The following is a 15,495-nucleotide window of genomic DNA, read 5'->3' on the forward strand; positions in this document are numbered from 1 at the left end:
CTCCTGCTTTCGCAGGAGCACATGCTAGGAAGCCATCGTACCGCCATGACCATCGCCGTCGTCCACCACCCGCTCTATGTTGCGCCTGCGCCGGCGCGGAGCCCGTATCAGTGGAACAAGAACGGGCTGGTCCGCGACCTGTTGCGCGACAGCGGCGCGGCGCTCGACTGGCATGAGCCCGAGGCGATGGCGCGCGACTGGATCGAGGCGGTGCACGACGCCGACTATGTCGCCGAGGTGATCGAGGCCCGGGTGCCGCGCGAGAAGGAGCGGCGGATCGGCTTTCCCGTGACCCGCGCGGTCGCCGATCGCGCGCTCGTGGTGCCGGGCGGCACCTACGCCGCGGCGAAGATCGCGCTGGAGCGGGGGTTCGCGGCGAACACGGCGGGTGGGAGCCATCATGCGCTGCACGCAACGGGCGCCGGATTCTGCGTGTTCAACGACCTTGCCATCGCGGCCAACCGGCTTGCCGAGGAAGGCGAGCGGGTGCTGATCGTCGATTGCGACGTGCATCAGGGTGACGGGACTGCGGCGCTGACCGCAGGGCGCACCGAGATCGCGACCTATTCGATCCATGCCGAGAAGAACTTCCCGGTGCGCAAGGCGCGTTCGACGCGCGACGTCGCGCTGCCCGACGGCGCGGACGATGCGGCCTATATGGATGCGCTGACGACCAGTCTGCCCGCGTTGGTCGCCGAGTTCGCGCCGACGCTGATCCTGTATCAGGCGGGCGTCGATCCGTGGGAGGGCGATCGGCTGGGCCGACTGGCGCTCAGCCGCGAGGGGTTGCTGGTGCGCGACCGCTGGATCGCGACGCTCGCGCGGACGCATGGCCTGCCCTTGGCGAGTGCGCTGGGCGGGGGGTACGGGGTGGACGCGATGGAGGTGTCGCAACGCCATGTCGCGTCGATCCTCGCGCTGGGCGGTGCGTGAGCGCTATGGCGTGCCGAATTAGCTGTGGACAACCGGGCGGCTTCCTTTGACCCCGCCGCCGCCCCACATATAGTCGCGCCATGCCCCATTCCGGCTTCGTCCCCCTGCGCATCTTTTCGGCCTACACGATGCTGGAGGGTGCGATCGAACCCAAGGCGATCGCATCGCGCGCTCGCGAACTGGGGTTTCCGGCGGCGGGGTTGTGCGACCGCAACGGCCTGTATGCCGCGATGTCCTACTCCGACGCGGCGAAGAAGGCCGGGGTGCAGCCGATTGTGGGGTCGCTGCTGTGCGTCGAGCGTCCGGATGTGCCCGATGGCGTGACCCCGCCGCTCGACTGGCTGGCGCTGTTCGCGCAGGACGCGACGGGCTACGAAAATCTCTGTCACCTCGTCTCGATGGCGCATCTCGACCGGCCGATCGAGAAGGATGCGCATGTCCCGTTCGCGGCGCTTGAAGGGCGGACCGACGGGCTGATCGCGCTGACGGCCGGGCGCGAGGGCGCGCTGGCGCGGCTGTTCGCGGAGGAGCAGGAGGATGCCGCGCTGGCCTATGCCGACCGGCTGCAGGCGCTGTTCGGCGATCGCCTGTATATCGAGATCATTCGGCGGCTGGACGAGGTCGAGGCGCGGGCCGAGCCGAAGCTGCTCGACCTGGCCTATGATCGCGGCCTGCCGCTCGTCGGGACCAACCCGGCCTGTTATTCGGTGCCCGATTTTCATCAGGCCCATGATGCGATGCTGTGCATTGCCGGGTCGGCCTATGTCGCCAGCGAGGATCGCGCGCGCTCTTCGCCCGATGCGTGGATGAAGCCCGCGACCGAGATGAAGCGGCTGTTCGACGACCTGCCCGAGGCGATCGACAACACGCTGGTCGTCGCGCAACGCTGCGCCTTCGCCGCGCCCAAGCGCAAGCCGATCCTGCCCAGCCTTGCCGGCGATCTGGAGGGAGAGGCGCGCCAGCTGCGCGACGACGCGCGCGCGGGGCTCGAGGCGCGGCTGGAGAAGGCGGGGATCACCGATCCGGCGAAGCGAGAGGAATATTTCGAGCGGCTGGCGTTCGAGACCGACATCATCGTCCAGATGGGCTTCCCCGGCTATTTCCTGATCGTCGCGGACTTCATCAAATGGGCCAAGGCGAACGGCATTCCGGTGGGTCCGGGGCGTGGCTCGGGCGCGGGCAGTGTGGTCGCATGGGCGCTGACGATCACCGATCTCGACCCGCTGGCGCTCGGGCTGCTGTTCGAACGCTTCCTCAATCCCGAACGCGTGTCGATGCCCGACTTCGACATCGACTTCTGCGAAACCCGCCGCGGCGAGGTGATCCGCTACGTCCAGGCGAAATACGGCCGCAACCAGGTCGCGCAGATCATCACCTTCGGAACGATGAAGGCGCGCGCGGTGCTCAAGGATACCGGCCGCGTGCTCCAGATGAGCTACGGCCAGGTCGATCGGCTGGCCAAGCTCGTTCCCAACCACCCGACCGATCCGTGGACGCTGTCGCGCTCGCTCAACGGGGTCAGCGAGTTCAAGGCCGAATATGACGGCGGCGCCGATGTCCGCCACCTGATCGACCTCGCGATGCGGCTCGAGGGGCTGCCGCGCCACAGCTCGACCCACGCGGCGGGCGTGGTGATCGGCGACCGCCCGCTGGCCGAGCTCGTCCCGCTCTATCGCGACCCGCGCTCGGACATGCCCGTCACCCAGTTCGACATGAAATATGTCGAGGGCGCGGGGCTGGTGAAGTTCGACTTTCTCGGCCTCAAGACGCTGTCGGTGCTGCAAAAGGCGCTCGACCTGCTCGCCGCGCGCAATATCGCGATCGACCTCGCCGCGCTCGGCTGGGACGACCCGGCGGTGTACGAGCTGCTTCAGCGCGGCGACACGGTCGGCGTGTTCCAGCTCGAATCCGAAGGCATGCGCCGCACGCTGACCGCGGTGCGCCCGACCAATTTCGGCGACATCATCGCGCTCGTCTCGCTCTATCGGCCGGGTCCGATGGACAACATCCCGATGTTCGGCGCGCGCAAGGCCGGGCGCGAGCCGATCGAATATCCGCACCCGCTGCTCGAAGGCATCCTGAAAGAGACCTACGGCATCTTCGTTTATCAGGAACAGGTGATGCAGGCCGCGCAGATCCTGGCCGGCTATTCGCTCGGCGGCGCCGACCTGCTGCGCCGCGCGATGGGCAAGAAGATCAAGGCCGAGATGGACGCGCAGCGCGCGCTGTTCGTCGAAGGCTGCGCGAAGGTCAACAACATCTCCGAGGCGAAGGCCAACGAGCTGTTCGACTTGATCGACAAGTTCGCCGGCTATGGCTTCAACAAGTCGCACGCCGCCGCCTACGCGCTGCTCGCCTATCACACCGCCTGGCTCAAGGCGCATTATCCGCACGAATTCTACGCCGCCTCGATGTGCTTCGAACTCGGCCAGACCGAAAAGCTGGCGGTGTTCGTCGAGGATATGAAGCGGCTCGGCTTCGCGTGCCTGCCCCCCGACATCAATGCGAGCGAGGCGGAATTCTCGGTGGCCGAGGTCGCCGACGGCTTCGCGGTGCGCTATGCGCTCGCCGGGCTCAAGGGCGTGGGCGAGCGCGCGATGGAGCTGCTGGTCGAGGAACGCCGCGCCAAGGGCCGCTTCCAGAGCCTCGACGATTTCGCGCGCCGCGTCGATCCGCGCCTGCTCAACAAGCGGCAGGTCGAGGCGCTGGCGGGCGCCGGCGCGTTCGACAGCGTCGCGCCCGACCGCGCCGGGGTGCACGCCGCCGCCGAGACGATCATGGCGGTGGCGCAGCGCACGCATGAGAACCGGACCAGCGGCCAGGGCGGCCTGTTCGGCGAGGCCGAGCCGGTGGGGTCGGCGATCCAGCTGCCCAAGAGTGCGCACTGGACGCTCGGCCAGCGGATCGAGGCGGAAAAGGACGCGTTCGGCTTCTTCTTCTCCGCGCACCCGCTCGACCGCTACCAGCACCTCGCGCGGCTGCATTCGGCGCGCAGCATCGCCAGCCTCAACGAGATCGAGATCGCCGAGGGCGGTCGCGGCGGCGCGACGATCGCCGCGCTGATCGAAGATGCGCGCTGGCGCACCTCGGCGCGCGGGAAGCGCTATATGATGGCGACACTGTCCGATGCGAGCGGAACGGTGCCGTGCACCTGTTTCGAAGAGCATACCGCGAAGGCGATGGAGGATGCGGCGCGTGTCGGCGGATGCGGCATCCTGATGGTCGAGCTCGACCGCCGACCGGGCGAGGACAGCGCGCGCGTGACGGTGCGCAAGGTACAGCCGTTCGAGGGGATGGCCAAGGACGTACGGCTCACCCTGCGCATGGCGGTGCGCGAGCCGGGCGTGATGGCGGCAGTCGCGCAGCTGCTGGCGGACGCGCGCGGGGGGCGGTGCGAGGTCGTGGTCGACGCGCCGCTGCCCGATGGCGGGGAGGCCGAACTGGTGCTGGGCCGCAACTTCCGGCTGGATGGCGAACTGGCGACGCGGATCGAGGGACTGCCGGGCGTGGAGCGATCCGAATTGCGACCGACCGAACAGCCGAGGCTGGCGCTGGCGAGCTGACGCCAATTTGGCCGTGCGGTAGCGGGCTGTTTCCTTACGCGTCCTGCCCTGGGGTATCTTCGTCGCGTGGCCGGGCGGCGGATCGGGCCGGTGCCGTCTTGCGTGAGCGATGTTCGCTCTTCCCTTGCATCCCCGCTTTCGAGCCCGCAGGATGGGTTTACGGACGCGGAAACCCGCGCAGAGTTGGGAGATGATGATGCTGGGCGCGATGCAGGACTTCGAACTTCGGGTACCCCGGGTGATCGAACATGCCGAGCGCGAATATGGCACGCGCGAGATCATCAGCCGCTGGGCCGATGGCAGCGAAACCCGAACCGACTGGGCGGGCATCGCGCGCGACGCGCGCAAGCTGGCGCAGGCGCTGGAGCGGATGGGGATCAAGCCGGGGGATCGCGTCGCGACGCTGGCGATGAACCACAGCCGTCATCTGGTCGCATGGCACGGGGTGATCGGCATGGGCGGGGTGGTCCACACGATCAATCCGCGGCTGTTCGAAGACCAGCTCGCCTATATCGGCAACCATGCCGAGGATCGCGTGCTGATCTATGACCGGATGTTCCAGCCGATCGTCGACAAGCTCAAGCCGCAATGGAAGACGATCGAGCAGTATATCGTGTTCGACGGCGACGGGCCGGACAGCTTCGAAGCGGTGATCGGCGCCGAAAACGGCGATTATCAGTGGGTCGAAGGCAGCGAGCGCGAGCCGTGCCTGCTGTGCTACACCAGCGGGACGACCGGTAATCCGAAGGGTGTGCTGTACACCCACCGCTCATCGATGATCCATGCAATGGCCGAACTGCAGCCGGCGGTGTTCGACCTGTCGACCCAGGCTGTCGTGCTGCCGGTCGTCCCGATGTTCCACGCGGTAGGCTGGGGCCTGCCCTTTGCGGCGCCGATGGCGGGCGTGAAGCTCGTCATGTCGGCGGTGAACGACGGCAAGACGCTGTGCGACCTGATGAATCGCGAAAAGGTGACGCACAGCGCGGGTGTGCCCACCGTCTGGCTCGCGATGTTCCAGTATATCGACGAGACGGGGGCCGCGCCCGAACATCTCAAGGTGGTCACCATCGGGGGCTCCGCGGCGCCGCGCGCGATGATCGAGCGGATCATGAAGATGGGCGCGCGGGTCAACCATGCCTGGGGAATGACGGAAACCTCCCCGATCGGCACGATGGGGGCGCCGACGCACGACTGGGACGCGCTGACCTTCGAGGAGAAGGTCGACAAGACCGTGTTCCAGGGGCGCGCGCCGTTCGGCGTCGAACTGCGCACGGTGGATGACGCGGGGGTACTGCTGCCGCGCGACGGCGAGACGTCCGGGCGGCTGCAGATTCGCGGGCCGTGGATCATCAAGCAGTATTTCCAGGACGAGAGCGGACCCTGCCTGACCGCCGATGGCTGGTTCGACACGGGCGATGTCGCGGTGCTGCACCCCGACGGCACGATGCAGATCACCGATCGGGCCAAGGACGTGATAAAATCCGGCGGCGAATGGATCAGCTCGGTCGATCTCGAGAACGCCGCGGTCGGTTGCGCGGGCGTCGCGGAGGCGGCGGCGATCGGGGTGAAGCATCCGAAATGGGACGAACGGCCATTGCTGCTGGTCGTGCGCAAGGCGGGCAGCGACGTGACCGAAGACGATCTCCGCGTCCATCTGGCCACGCAGGTCGCGAAATGGTGGCTGCCCGACGAGATCCTGTTCGTGGAGTCACTGCCCCACACGGCGACCGGAAAACTGCTCAAGACAGCTTTGCGCGAACAGTATCGCGACTATCGCTTCGCAGCAGCGTGAAGCGTGCAAGCCGCCCGGCCGGTCTCGACCGGGCGGCCCGCATCGATCAGTTCCGCGACGGGAAAATACCCTCCACCGCGATAATGAAGTTCACGCCCAGATAGGGGCTGTGAAGATCGAACGCCTGATTGCCGCCCTGGTTACCGATCGAACTATCCGCGAACGTCCGGTCCTGCGCGGGTGCCGGCGCGGTGTAGATCGGCGAATTGGGGGTCAGCCCCAGCATGTTGCCCTGCGGCGTCGGTTTGTCCGCCGGTGCGAGTTCGCCATGCAGCGAATGATTGTGCGTCGGCATCTCGGCGATGGTGAGCGTGTGCTCGGGGGCGCCGCCCATTTGTCCGGGGTTGACCGTCGGAAGGCCGTTTCCGGTTCCAGCATGGACCGGCGCGCGCCCGCGAAGATCGGGCAAGTTGAACGTGTTGCGTCCGTCACCGCCATACGTCGTTCCGAGGATGGCGAAGAGCGCCTGATTGCTGTTGATGGACATTACCTGCCCGTTGCAGAATGCCCAACCCCTGGGCGCGAAATTCCCCCCGAACATCATGATCTGGCCAAGAAATGGTTCCACAATCCTGCTCCCTCTTTATGTCGCATGCGATCGGCACGCCCCAGCCGCGCGGACCCCGTTCGAATCCGATGGCGTCCAGACGATACCCTTATTTCTTGCAGAGGCTATACGGCGTTGCGAATAGTCATGGACCCATCGGCGATGTTTCTGGTCCGTTGTCGTGCGATGTCGCAGGGGGTGCGCTTGGCATGAAGCGCGGATTGCGGAGCAGGAGCGCGGAAATCAGCGCGACGAGAAGCCCGATCGGCAGGATCTCGCTCAGCGTGATCAGCAGGCGCAGCAACGGGTTGGCATAATATTCCCGCATCTGCGCCATCTGCTCGCTCAGTGCCGCGATCTCCGCCGCGCTGGCGCCGCTCGCGCGTTCTTCCGCGATCAGCTGTGCGGCCATGCGTCCGATGAAATCGTCGCCATTGACGGCCAGCACCGCTTCCCAGGCGAGGACATAGACGAGGCTGGCGATCAGCGCGATCGCGACGCCGAGGCCGAATGCCGGAAGGAAGCGGACCACGCCCCCGCGATGATGATCGCGATGCTGCTTTACCCCTGCGAAGATCGCGATGAAGGCGACCAGCATGATGAGATAGCCGATCGCCATTCCGACGGCGCCGCTGGGCGGATTCTCCGCCATCAGCGTACCCATCACGAATAGCGGAATGCCGACGATGATGCCGGCGATCAGGCCGTAGGTTAGGATGATCCGTTGCATGGTGCCCTCCTGTGCGTGACGAGGGCGTACTGGATCGCGAAGGGGGCGCCGCCGCAATCGCCCAAAAGGATGATTACGGCGCACTCACCCGGATTCCCGTCAGGGCAGCAGGCCGAGTTCGCGCGCGCGGGCGATCGCATCGGTGCGGCGCCGCGCGCCGAGCTTCTCGAACAGCCGCGCGATGTGCGTCTTGATCGTGTTGGGGGACACCGCGAGGTGCCGGGCGATCTCCTTGGTCGAATGACCGGCGGCGAGTTCGCCGAGCACCGCCATCTCGCGCGGGCTGATGCCGAGCGCGGCCTGGGCCTGGGGATTGCCGTCGGGACGCGGGGCACGGGGGTGGCCGAGCAACCGGGCGCCGACGAACATGCCGAGCGCGAGGAAGCCGATCGCGACGAGCAGAAGATGGAGTTCGAACGCGTGCTGGCGCGCGAGCCAGCGATAATCGAGCCATTGCAGCAGCGCCGCCGCGACTGCCAGGAACACGCCGTAAAGCGCCGCCTGCCGCCACCAGATCGCTTCGGGCCGATGCCACCTCGCCATGATGCGAGCATCGCGCAGCGCCGCCCGGCTGGCAACCGTCAGAACAACTCCCCCTGGTCTCCGGCGGGCGGGCGGAACAGGTCGCGGCGGAGCGGGGGGAAGGGTTTGTCGAGGCCGTAACGGCGCGCGGCGATGGTGAAGCGGGTGCGGAGCAGTGCCGCCCACGGGCCTTCGCCGCGCATCCGGCTGCCGAAATTCGGGTCGTTGTCGCGCCCGCCGCGGATCGACTGGATCGTCGCCATCACCTTTGCCGCGCGATCGGGGAAATGCTCGTCGAGCCAGGCACGGAATAGCGGCGCAACCTCATGCGGGAGGCGAACGGGCAGGTAGAAACAACCGAGCGCGCCCGCCTCGGCCGCGCGTTCCATGATGTGTTCGATCTCGTGATCGGTGATCTGGGGGATGACGGGCGAGAGCGAGACGAAGGTCGGAATGCCCGCCGCGCGCAGTTTCGCGACGGCGGCGAGGCGGCGCTCGGGATGCGGCGCGCGCGGCTCGACGGTGCGCGCCACCTTCGGATCGAGCGAGGTGACCGAAAGCATGACCGCTGCCAGCCCCTTCGCCGCCATCGGGCCCAGCAAATCGATATCGCGGGTTACGCGATCCGACTTGGTGGTGATGGTGATCGGGTGGTCGCACGCCGCCAGTACCTCGATGCAGCCACGTGTGATCTTCCACGTTCCCTCGATCGGCTGGTACGGGTCGGTGTTGGTGCCGAACGCGATCGGCTGGCAGAGATAGCCACGCTTGCCCAGCGTCGCGCGGAGCAGGCTCGGCGCGTCCGGCTTGGCGAACAGCTTCGTCTCGAAATCGAGGCCCGGCGACAGATCGTGCCAGGCATGGGTCGGGCGCGCGAAGCAGTAGATGCAGCCATGCTCGCACCCGCGATAGGGGTTCACCGAGCGGTCGAATGGAATGTCGGGCGAGTGGTTGCGGGCCAGGATCGTCTTGGGACGCTCGATCGTCACGGTCGTCCGTAGCGGCGGGGCGACGCCGTCGATGTCCTCGCGCGCGTCGAGCCAGTCGCCATCGGCCTCCCGCTCGGGCAGGCCGAAGCGCGTGCTTTCGCGATTATGCGTCGCGCCGCGAACGGGGCGGGATGTCGCCATGTGCACCGTCTAACCGTGAAAATAGAACATAACAAGAACTATGGAGCCGTCGGGCCCGCCGGGTCGCCAACTTCTGCTTTCATGGCTGAAACCCCACTGGCGGGGCAATGCGTCCCGGCATATCTGTGCCGCTCAACGGGTGGAGGCTCCCATGAAGCGCGTACCGGTCGTCATCTTCTGCGCGGCGGCGATCGTGACGCTGGCGATGGGCGTGCGTCAGGCGTTCGGGCTGTTCCTGCCGGACATGAGCACCGATCTCGGCATCGGCCGGTCGAGCTTCGGGCTGGCGCTGGCGCTGCAGAACCTGTTGTTCGGGCTGGCACAGCCGTTCGTCGGTGCGCTGGGCGACCGGCACGGCGCGGGGCGCGTGGTGGCGGGCGGTACCTTGCTCTATGCCGCCGGACTGGTCGCGGCATCGATGGCGGGCAGCGCGATCGGGCTGCACCTCTCCTTTGGCCTGATGGTCGGGATGGCGCTATCGGCGACCACCTTCGTCGTCGTGCTGGGCGCGGTGGGGCGCGTGGTTCCTGCCGAAAAGCGCGGCATGGCGTTCGGTATCGTGACGGCGGGCGGATCGCTCGGCCAGTTTCTGGTAGTGCCGGCGGGGCAGATGCTGATCGGCGCGCTGGGCTGGCGGATGGCATTGATCGCGCTGGCAGGGCTGATCGCGGTGATGCTGGTGCTGGCGATCGGCGTCGCGGGCAGGCCGGCGGCGGTCGCGCAGCGTGACGACGTGCCCCAGCAATCGATGCAGCAGGCGCTGCGCGAGGCGTCGGGCAACCGCAATTTCTGGCTGCTCAATGGCGGTTTCTTCGTCTGCGGGTTCCATGTCGCGTTCATCGCGACGCATTTCCCCGCCTATCTCACCGACAAGGGTCTGGGGCTTGCGATCGGAGCCAACGCGCTGGCGCTGGTCGGACTGTTCAACATCTTCGGGTCGTATCTGTTCGGCATGTGGGGCGACCGGTGGAGCAAGAAGGGGCTGCTCGCCGCGCTCTATGCCGCGCGGAGCGTCGTGATGGTCGTGTTCCTGATCGCTCCGCTGACCCCGGTCAGCGCATTGATGTTCGCCGCGGCGATGGGGTTCCTGTGGCTCGGCACCGTCCCGTTGACGAGCGGGCTGGTCGGGCAGATCTTCGGGATGCGCTATCTCTCGACGCTCTACGGCATCGTGTTCCTGGGGCATCAGGTCGGGAGCTTCTTCGGGGCGTGGTTGGCGGGGCTGATGTTCGACTGGACGGGAAGCTACGACAGCATCTGGATCGCGTCCGTGGCGCTGGGCCTGATCGCGGCGTTGTTGCACCTGCCGATTTCGGAACGGCCCGTGGCGCGGCTGCGCGCCGAGGTGGCGGTATGAAGGTCGCGGCTTTTATAGCGCTCGCGATCGTGCTGGCCGGCGGGCTTTGGCTGTGGCAGCGCGTTGGCGTCGATGTCGCGCTGGGCGCGGCACTCAGCTGGTGCGGCTGAGCTTCACGCTTCGCGCAGGCGCGGCATCAGTTCGACGAAATTGCAGGGGCGGTGGCGGATATCGAGCTGGCTGGCGAGGATGTCGTCCCACCCGTCCTTGACCGCTCCGGTCGAGCCGGGAAGCGCGAAGATATAGGTTCCGCGCGCGACACAGGCGGTGGCGCGCGACTGGATCGTCGAGGTGCCGATCTTGGCATAGCTCAGCCAGCGGAACAGCTCGCCAAAGCCGGGAATCATCTTGTCGGCGACGCGCTCCAGCGCCTCCGGCGTGACGTCGCGCCCGGTCACCCCGGTGCCGCCGGTGGTGATGATGCAATCGATCTGGCGGTCGTCGATCCAGGCGTGGAGTTTGCCGACGATCGCCTCGGGATCGTCGTGGACGATCGCGCGGTCGGCGAGGATATGGCCCGCGTCGGTCAACCGCGCGACGAGCGTGTCGCCCGAGCGGTCGTCGGCATGGGTCCGGGTGTCGGAGATGGTGAGGATCGCGATCCGGACGGGCCGGAACGCGACCAACTCGTCAATTGGCACCGGCAACCCGCTCGTCATCGGGGATCGATGCGGTCATGCGGACGGCGGCAGCGCCATCGCGTCCCGGCACCTTCGGCCAGAGCCCCTGGCTCATCGCCGCACGGCTGACGCTCTCGCGCCCCGCATTCTTCTCGTACATCCAGTAATTGCGCAGCACCGTCATGACGTAGCCGCGCGTCTCCCAATAGGGGATGCTCTCGATATAGAGCAGCGGGTCGCCCTTGTCGCGGACCTGGCTGTTCCAGGCGGCGACCGGGGTCGGACCGGCATTATAGGCGGCGATCACCTTGGGCAGCAGGCCGCCGGTGAAGGGCTGGTCGCGCAGCTGCTCGATATAGGACTGGCCAACCTCGATATTGGTCGAGGGTCGGGTGAGGTCGGCACGACCGATCGATACGCCGCGCTTGCGCGCGATATCGGTCGCAGCGGCGGGCATGATCTGCATCAGGCCATAGGCACCCGCGGGGCTCTGCACGCGCGGATCGAACTTCGATTCCTGGAGCGCATGGGCGTAGACCAGCGCCTTGTCGACGCGCCAGCCGCCGTCGGGCGTCCAGTCGGGCGCGGGATAGCGCGCCTCGTTGATCGGGCGCGCGCCGACCGGGCAGTTGTGGGTCAGCCAGAGCTGGGTCGCGGGCAGATCGAGCCGCCCGGCAAGGCGGGTGAGCGAGGCATGGTCGCGCGCATCGCCGATCTTCGCCTGATGCTTGATGACTTCGGAGGCGAGGGCGTCTTCGCCGATCTCCGCCAGCGCTGCGGCGACGCGGATATTGGGCCGGCGTTCCAGCGCCTTCCAGTCGGCGGCGACGAACTTCTCGGTCTGCGAGGGCGTTTCCCGGATACCCAGCGCCTGCCGCGCGAGCATGCCGTAGAAGGTCTCGCTATGCTGCGCGGCACTCTGCAGCCGGGCGCTGACGAGATCGGGGCGGCCGCATGCCATGTCGGCGCGCGAGGCCCAGTACAGGCCCGCCGTCCGCTTTTCGGTGTCGCTCGAACGTTGCGCGACTGCGGTAAAAGCGGCCTGAGCCCCGGCGCAGTCGTTCTGACGCCACGCGGCGAGCCCCTGGACCCAGTCGGCGAGCGGCGCGAAGTCGCCCGACCCCGCCTGCGCGACCGTAGCGACGCGGCGTGCGTCCGCATCACGACCGACGGTATAATACATCCATGCGACGCGCTGACGCCATTCGGTCAGCGTCTCGGGATCGAGGTCGCCGGAGCGGCTTTCGATCAGTGATTCGGCGCCCGATGCGTCGTCGGCCTTGATCAGCGGGGCCATCGCCGTCGCGACCTGCGCCGCCGCCGCGTCGGCGCTGGCCGACCGGTAGCGTTTGCGGATCGGCGCACCGTCATGCCAGATCATCCGCTGCGCAGCCGGCAGCGCAGGAAGCTCGGTCGCGCCGCGCAGCTTGGCGAGGCGGGTGAGCTGTTCCGCCTGGGGCAGTTCGGGCGCCTGGCCGAGCAACGCCATGATCTGCGGCAGTTCGACCCGGGGCGATCCCTTGGCGAGATAGAGCTCGGCGCGCGCGGTGGCGTGGAGCAGGCCCGGGCGCATGGCATCGAGCTTGATCTGAGCGTCGGCCCAGCGCCCTTCGCGGATCGCCGCGAAGACGGCGCGATACGCCTCGCGATCTTCGCGGTCGAGTTGCGACGGAACGCCGTCTCCGGACGCGCGCTGGTCGTAGCGGGTGGCCCGGTCGTCGGCCGCATGGCCGACAGCCGGGATGGCGAGTGCGATAGCGGCTAGCAGGATACGCGCGTTCACTGGCGCTGCCCTCCGATCAATAATTGCAAATCCTTCCATGCGTCGGCCTTCGCCGCCGGCTTGTTCAGCAGGAAGCGCGGATGGAAGGTGGCGACTGCGGGCGATTGTCCACCCGAATGGTTAAAGGGCGTTAAACCATGCGCCCCGCGCGCGGGGCCGGTCCCGAGAATTGCACGGCTGGCCGATTGACCGAGCAGAAGCAGCCGCTCGGGCGTTGTCAGCCCCACGAGATGGCGCAGCAATTCCCCAAGTTTTTCATCCAGTTCGCGTGGAACCTGACCCGTGATCGGGCGCGTGGCGCAGAGCGGAACGAGGTAGATCGAATCGCGCGAATGACCGATCGCGGCGAGGATGCGGTCGAACAACGCGCCTGCTGGGCCGGCGAGCAGGGCGGGGGTGGCGCCATCATATTCGGGAAGGTCGGTGACGACCATCAGCGGCGCGCCCGGATCACCCTCGGGGAATACCAGCGGTTCGCCCGGAACCGCGTCGGGCGCGGCCGCGCCGAAGCGCCAGTCGAGAAACGCCTCCAGCGTCGCGGGCAGCGGAGCTTCGGGCTCCGGCGCGGGTGCGACGGGGCCACGCGCGGTTTGTTCTCCCACAGGCGAAGCGGGGCGTGCGGTCCAGTCGCGCGGCGCATCGTCGACGAGCATGTCGACGCCTGCGTCGCGCCACCATGCCAGCGCGCTCGCCGCTTCGATCCGCCAGTCCATTGCCCCCTCGAAACCCATCCGCATACAGAGTCATGCCTTGACGCCACCGTCAATCTACCTTCATCGGGGCAGGGACAGAATGGGCCGCGTACACGATGAGATGTTACGCCGGTGTTCCGAGGGGAGACAGAGTGTGAGCGAACGCGAGTCGATGCCGTATGACGTCGTGATCGTGGGCGCGGGGCCGGCGGGCCTTGCGGCGGCGATCCGGCTGAAGCAACTGGCCAACGAAGCCGGTCGCGAACTGGGCGTCTGCATCCTCGAAAAAGGCTCCGAAGTCGGGGCGCACATCCTGTCGGGCGCGGTAATCGATCCCAAGGCACTGGACGAACTGCTGCCCGACTGGCGCGACCAGGGCTGCCCGCTGGCGCAGGTGCCGGTGACGGACAACCAGCACTGGATGCTGTCCAAGAAGGGCAAATGGGCGGTTCCGCACTTCATCACCCCCAGCTTCATGCACAACAAGGGCACCTATACCGGCAGCTTGGGCAGCCTGTGCCGCTGGCTGGCCGAGCAGGCCGAGGGCTTGGGGGTCGAGATTTTCCCGGGCTTCGCCGCCGCCGAGATCCTCTACAATGACGATGGATCGGTGAAGGGCGTCGCCACCGGCGACATGGGCGTGGCGCGCGACGGAACGCGCAAGCCCGATTATCAGCCCGGCCTCGAGCTGCATGCGCGTTACACCTTCTTCGGCGAGGGCGTGCGCGGGCACCTGTCGAAGCAGATCCAGCGCCAGTTCGGGCTGAACGAGGGCGTGGAGCCGCAAATCTATGGCCTGGGCGTCAAGGAATTGTGGGACATCGACCCCGAACTGCACGAGCCGGGTCGGGTGATCCATACCCAGGGCTGGCCGCTCAGCGAGACCGAAGGCTCGAATGGCGGCGGGTTCCTCTACCATCAGGCGAACGGGCAGGTCGCGCTCGGCTTCGTGACCTGGCTCAATTACTCGAACCCGTATCTCTCGCCGTTCCAGGAAATGCAGCGCTGGAAGACCCACCCGGCGATCGCGGAGATCCTGAAGGGCGGCAAGCGCGTCAGCTATGGCGCGCGCGCGATCAGCGATGGCGGGCTGCAGGCGATTCCCAAGCTGGTCTTCCCCGGCGGCGCGCTGATCGGCGACAGCGCCGGCTTCCTCAACGTGCCGCGGATCAAGGGTACGCACGGCGCGATGAAGAGCGGAATGCTCGCGGCCGAGGCGGCCTTTTCGGCGGTCCAGGCAGAACGGTCAGGCGACGAACTGACCGCCTATCCCGAAGCCTTCGAGGCGAGCTGGCTCTACAAGGAGCTCAGCATCGTCCGCAACGTCGTGCCGTTGGTGAAGAAGTTCGGCGACCTGGTCGGATCGGGCCTCGCCAACGTCACCATGTTCCTTGAGAGCTGGGGCGTGAAGATGCCCTTCACGCTGGGTCACAAGCCCGATCATGAGAGCCTGTGGCGCAAGGATCTGGTGCAGCCGATCGACTATCCCAAGCCCGATGGCGTGCTGACCTTCGACCGCCTGTCGTCGGTGTTCCTGTCGAACACCAATCACGAGGAGGACCAGCCGGTCCATCTGACGCTGAAGGACCCCGACATCCCGGTCGACTACGACCTGCCGATGTACGATGAACCGGCGCAGCGTTACTGCCCGGCGGGAGTCTATGAGATCGTCGGCGAGGAAGAGGGCGATCCGCGTTTCGTGATCAACGCGCAGAATTGCGTCCACTGCAAGACCTGTGACATCAAGGATCCGACGCAGAACATCAATTGGGTCGTCCCGGAGGGCGGCGGAGGTCCGAACTATCCCAATATGTAAGCAGATCGCC

At 67.1% G+C, this 15,495-nt stretch carries 12 protein-coding genes; 5 read left to right on the top strand and 7 right to left on the bottom strand.

Annotation, left to right across the window (positions count from 1 at the left end; all coding sequences use genetic code 11):
* The first annotated feature begins 45 nt into the window (after positions 1-45).
* From ABS767_RS17320 to ABS767_RS17330, 3 genes are all read left to right on the top strand, one after another.
* Positions 46-933, top strand: a complete 888-nt coding sequence (locus tag ABS767_RS17320; RefSeq protein WP_408080651.1) for a histone deacetylase family protein — start codon at positions 46-48, stop codon at positions 931-933.
* 80 nt (positions 934-1,013) lie between these two features.
* Entirely contained in the window at positions 1,014-4,496 is a 3,483-nt protein-coding gene (gene dnaE, locus ABS767_RS17325; protein ID WP_408080653.1) for a DNA polymerase III subunit alpha, read from the top strand.
* Positions 4,497-4,692: 196 nt separating this feature from the next.
* Positions 4,693-6,288, top strand: coding sequence for a long-chain fatty acid--CoA ligase (locus tag ABS767_RS17330; RefSeq protein ID WP_408080763.1), 1,596 nt, complete (start codon positions 4,693-4,695; stop codon positions 6,286-6,288).
* 46 nt (positions 6,289-6,334) lie between these two features.
* Here the strand turns inward: ABS767_RS17330 and ABS767_RS17335 are convergent, their stop codons facing one another.
* The 4 genes from ABS767_RS17335 to ABS767_RS17350 form a co-directional block, all read right to left on the bottom strand.
* On the bottom strand, positions 6,335-6,856 hold the full coding sequence (locus tag ABS767_RS17335; RefSeq protein ID WP_408080655.1) for a phage tail protein: 522 nt from the start codon (positions 6,854-6,856) through the stop codon (positions 6,335-6,337).
* 124 nt (positions 6,857-6,980) lie between these two features.
* A complete protein-coding gene (locus ABS767_RS17340) occupies positions 6,981-7,565 on the bottom strand; it encodes a DUF4199 domain-containing protein (RefSeq protein ID WP_408080657.1) in 585 nt (194 codons plus the stop codon).
* 99 nt (positions 7,566-7,664) lie between these two features.
* Entirely contained in the window at positions 7,665-8,108 is a 444-nt protein-coding gene (locus ABS767_RS17345) for a response regulator transcription factor (RefSeq protein WP_408080659.1), read from the bottom strand.
* Positions 8,109-8,146: 38 nt separating this feature from the next.
* The gene (locus ABS767_RS17350) at positions 8,147-9,217 is read right to left on the bottom strand and encodes a PA0069 family radical SAM protein (RefSeq protein ID WP_408080661.1); all 1,071 of its coding nucleotides are present in this window, start codon (positions 9,215-9,217) and stop codon (positions 8,147-8,149) included.
* Positions 9,218-9,368: 151 nt separating this feature from the next.
* On the opposite strand from ABS767_RS17350, the gene ABS767_RS17355 reads away from it, so the two are divergent.
* Positions 9,369-10,574 carry an MFS transporter gene (locus ABS767_RS17355; protein ID WP_408080663.1) on the top strand — a complete coding sequence of 402 codons (1,206 nt, stop codon included), beginning with the start codon at positions 9,369-9,371 and terminating at the stop codon, positions 10,572-10,574.
* 113 nt (positions 10,575-10,687) lie between these two features.
* On the opposite strand, the gene moaB is transcribed toward ABS767_RS17355, so the two are convergent.
* From moaB to ABS767_RS17370, 3 genes are read right to left on the bottom strand one after another with little or no spacing between them, the layout of a single operon-like run.
* Positions 10,688-11,215, bottom strand: a complete 528-nt coding sequence (moaB, locus tag ABS767_RS17360; RefSeq protein ID WP_408080765.1) for a molybdenum cofactor biosynthesis protein B — start codon at positions 11,213-11,215, stop codon at positions 10,688-10,690.
* On the bottom strand, positions 11,205-12,977 hold the full coding sequence (locus ABS767_RS17365) for a lytic transglycosylase domain-containing protein (RefSeq protein ID WP_408080665.1): 1,773 nt from the start codon (positions 12,975-12,977) through the stop codon (positions 11,205-11,207). The genes moaB and ABS767_RS17365 overlap by 11 nt, the downstream gene beginning before the upstream one ends.
* On the bottom strand, positions 12,974-13,708 hold the full coding sequence (locus tag ABS767_RS17370; protein WP_408080667.1) for a uracil-DNA glycosylase family protein: 735 nt from the start codon (positions 13,706-13,708) through the stop codon (positions 12,974-12,976). The genes ABS767_RS17365 and ABS767_RS17370 overlap by 4 nt, the downstream gene beginning before the upstream one ends.
* Before the next feature lie 115 nt (positions 13,709-13,823).
* On the opposite strand from ABS767_RS17370, the gene ABS767_RS17375 reads away from it, so the two are divergent.
* A complete protein-coding gene (locus ABS767_RS17375; RefSeq protein WP_408080669.1) occupies positions 13,824-15,485 on the top strand; it encodes an electron transfer flavoprotein-ubiquinone oxidoreductase in 1,662 nt (553 codons plus the stop codon).
* Positions 15,486-15,495: the final 10 nt, after the last annotated feature.

The sequence above is a fragment of the Sphingomonas plantiphila genome, assembly GCF_046000505.1.
In the GTDB taxonomy this organism is placed as follows: domain Bacteria; phylum Pseudomonadota; class Alphaproteobacteria; order Sphingomonadales; family Sphingomonadaceae; genus Sphingomonas; species Sphingomonas plantiphila.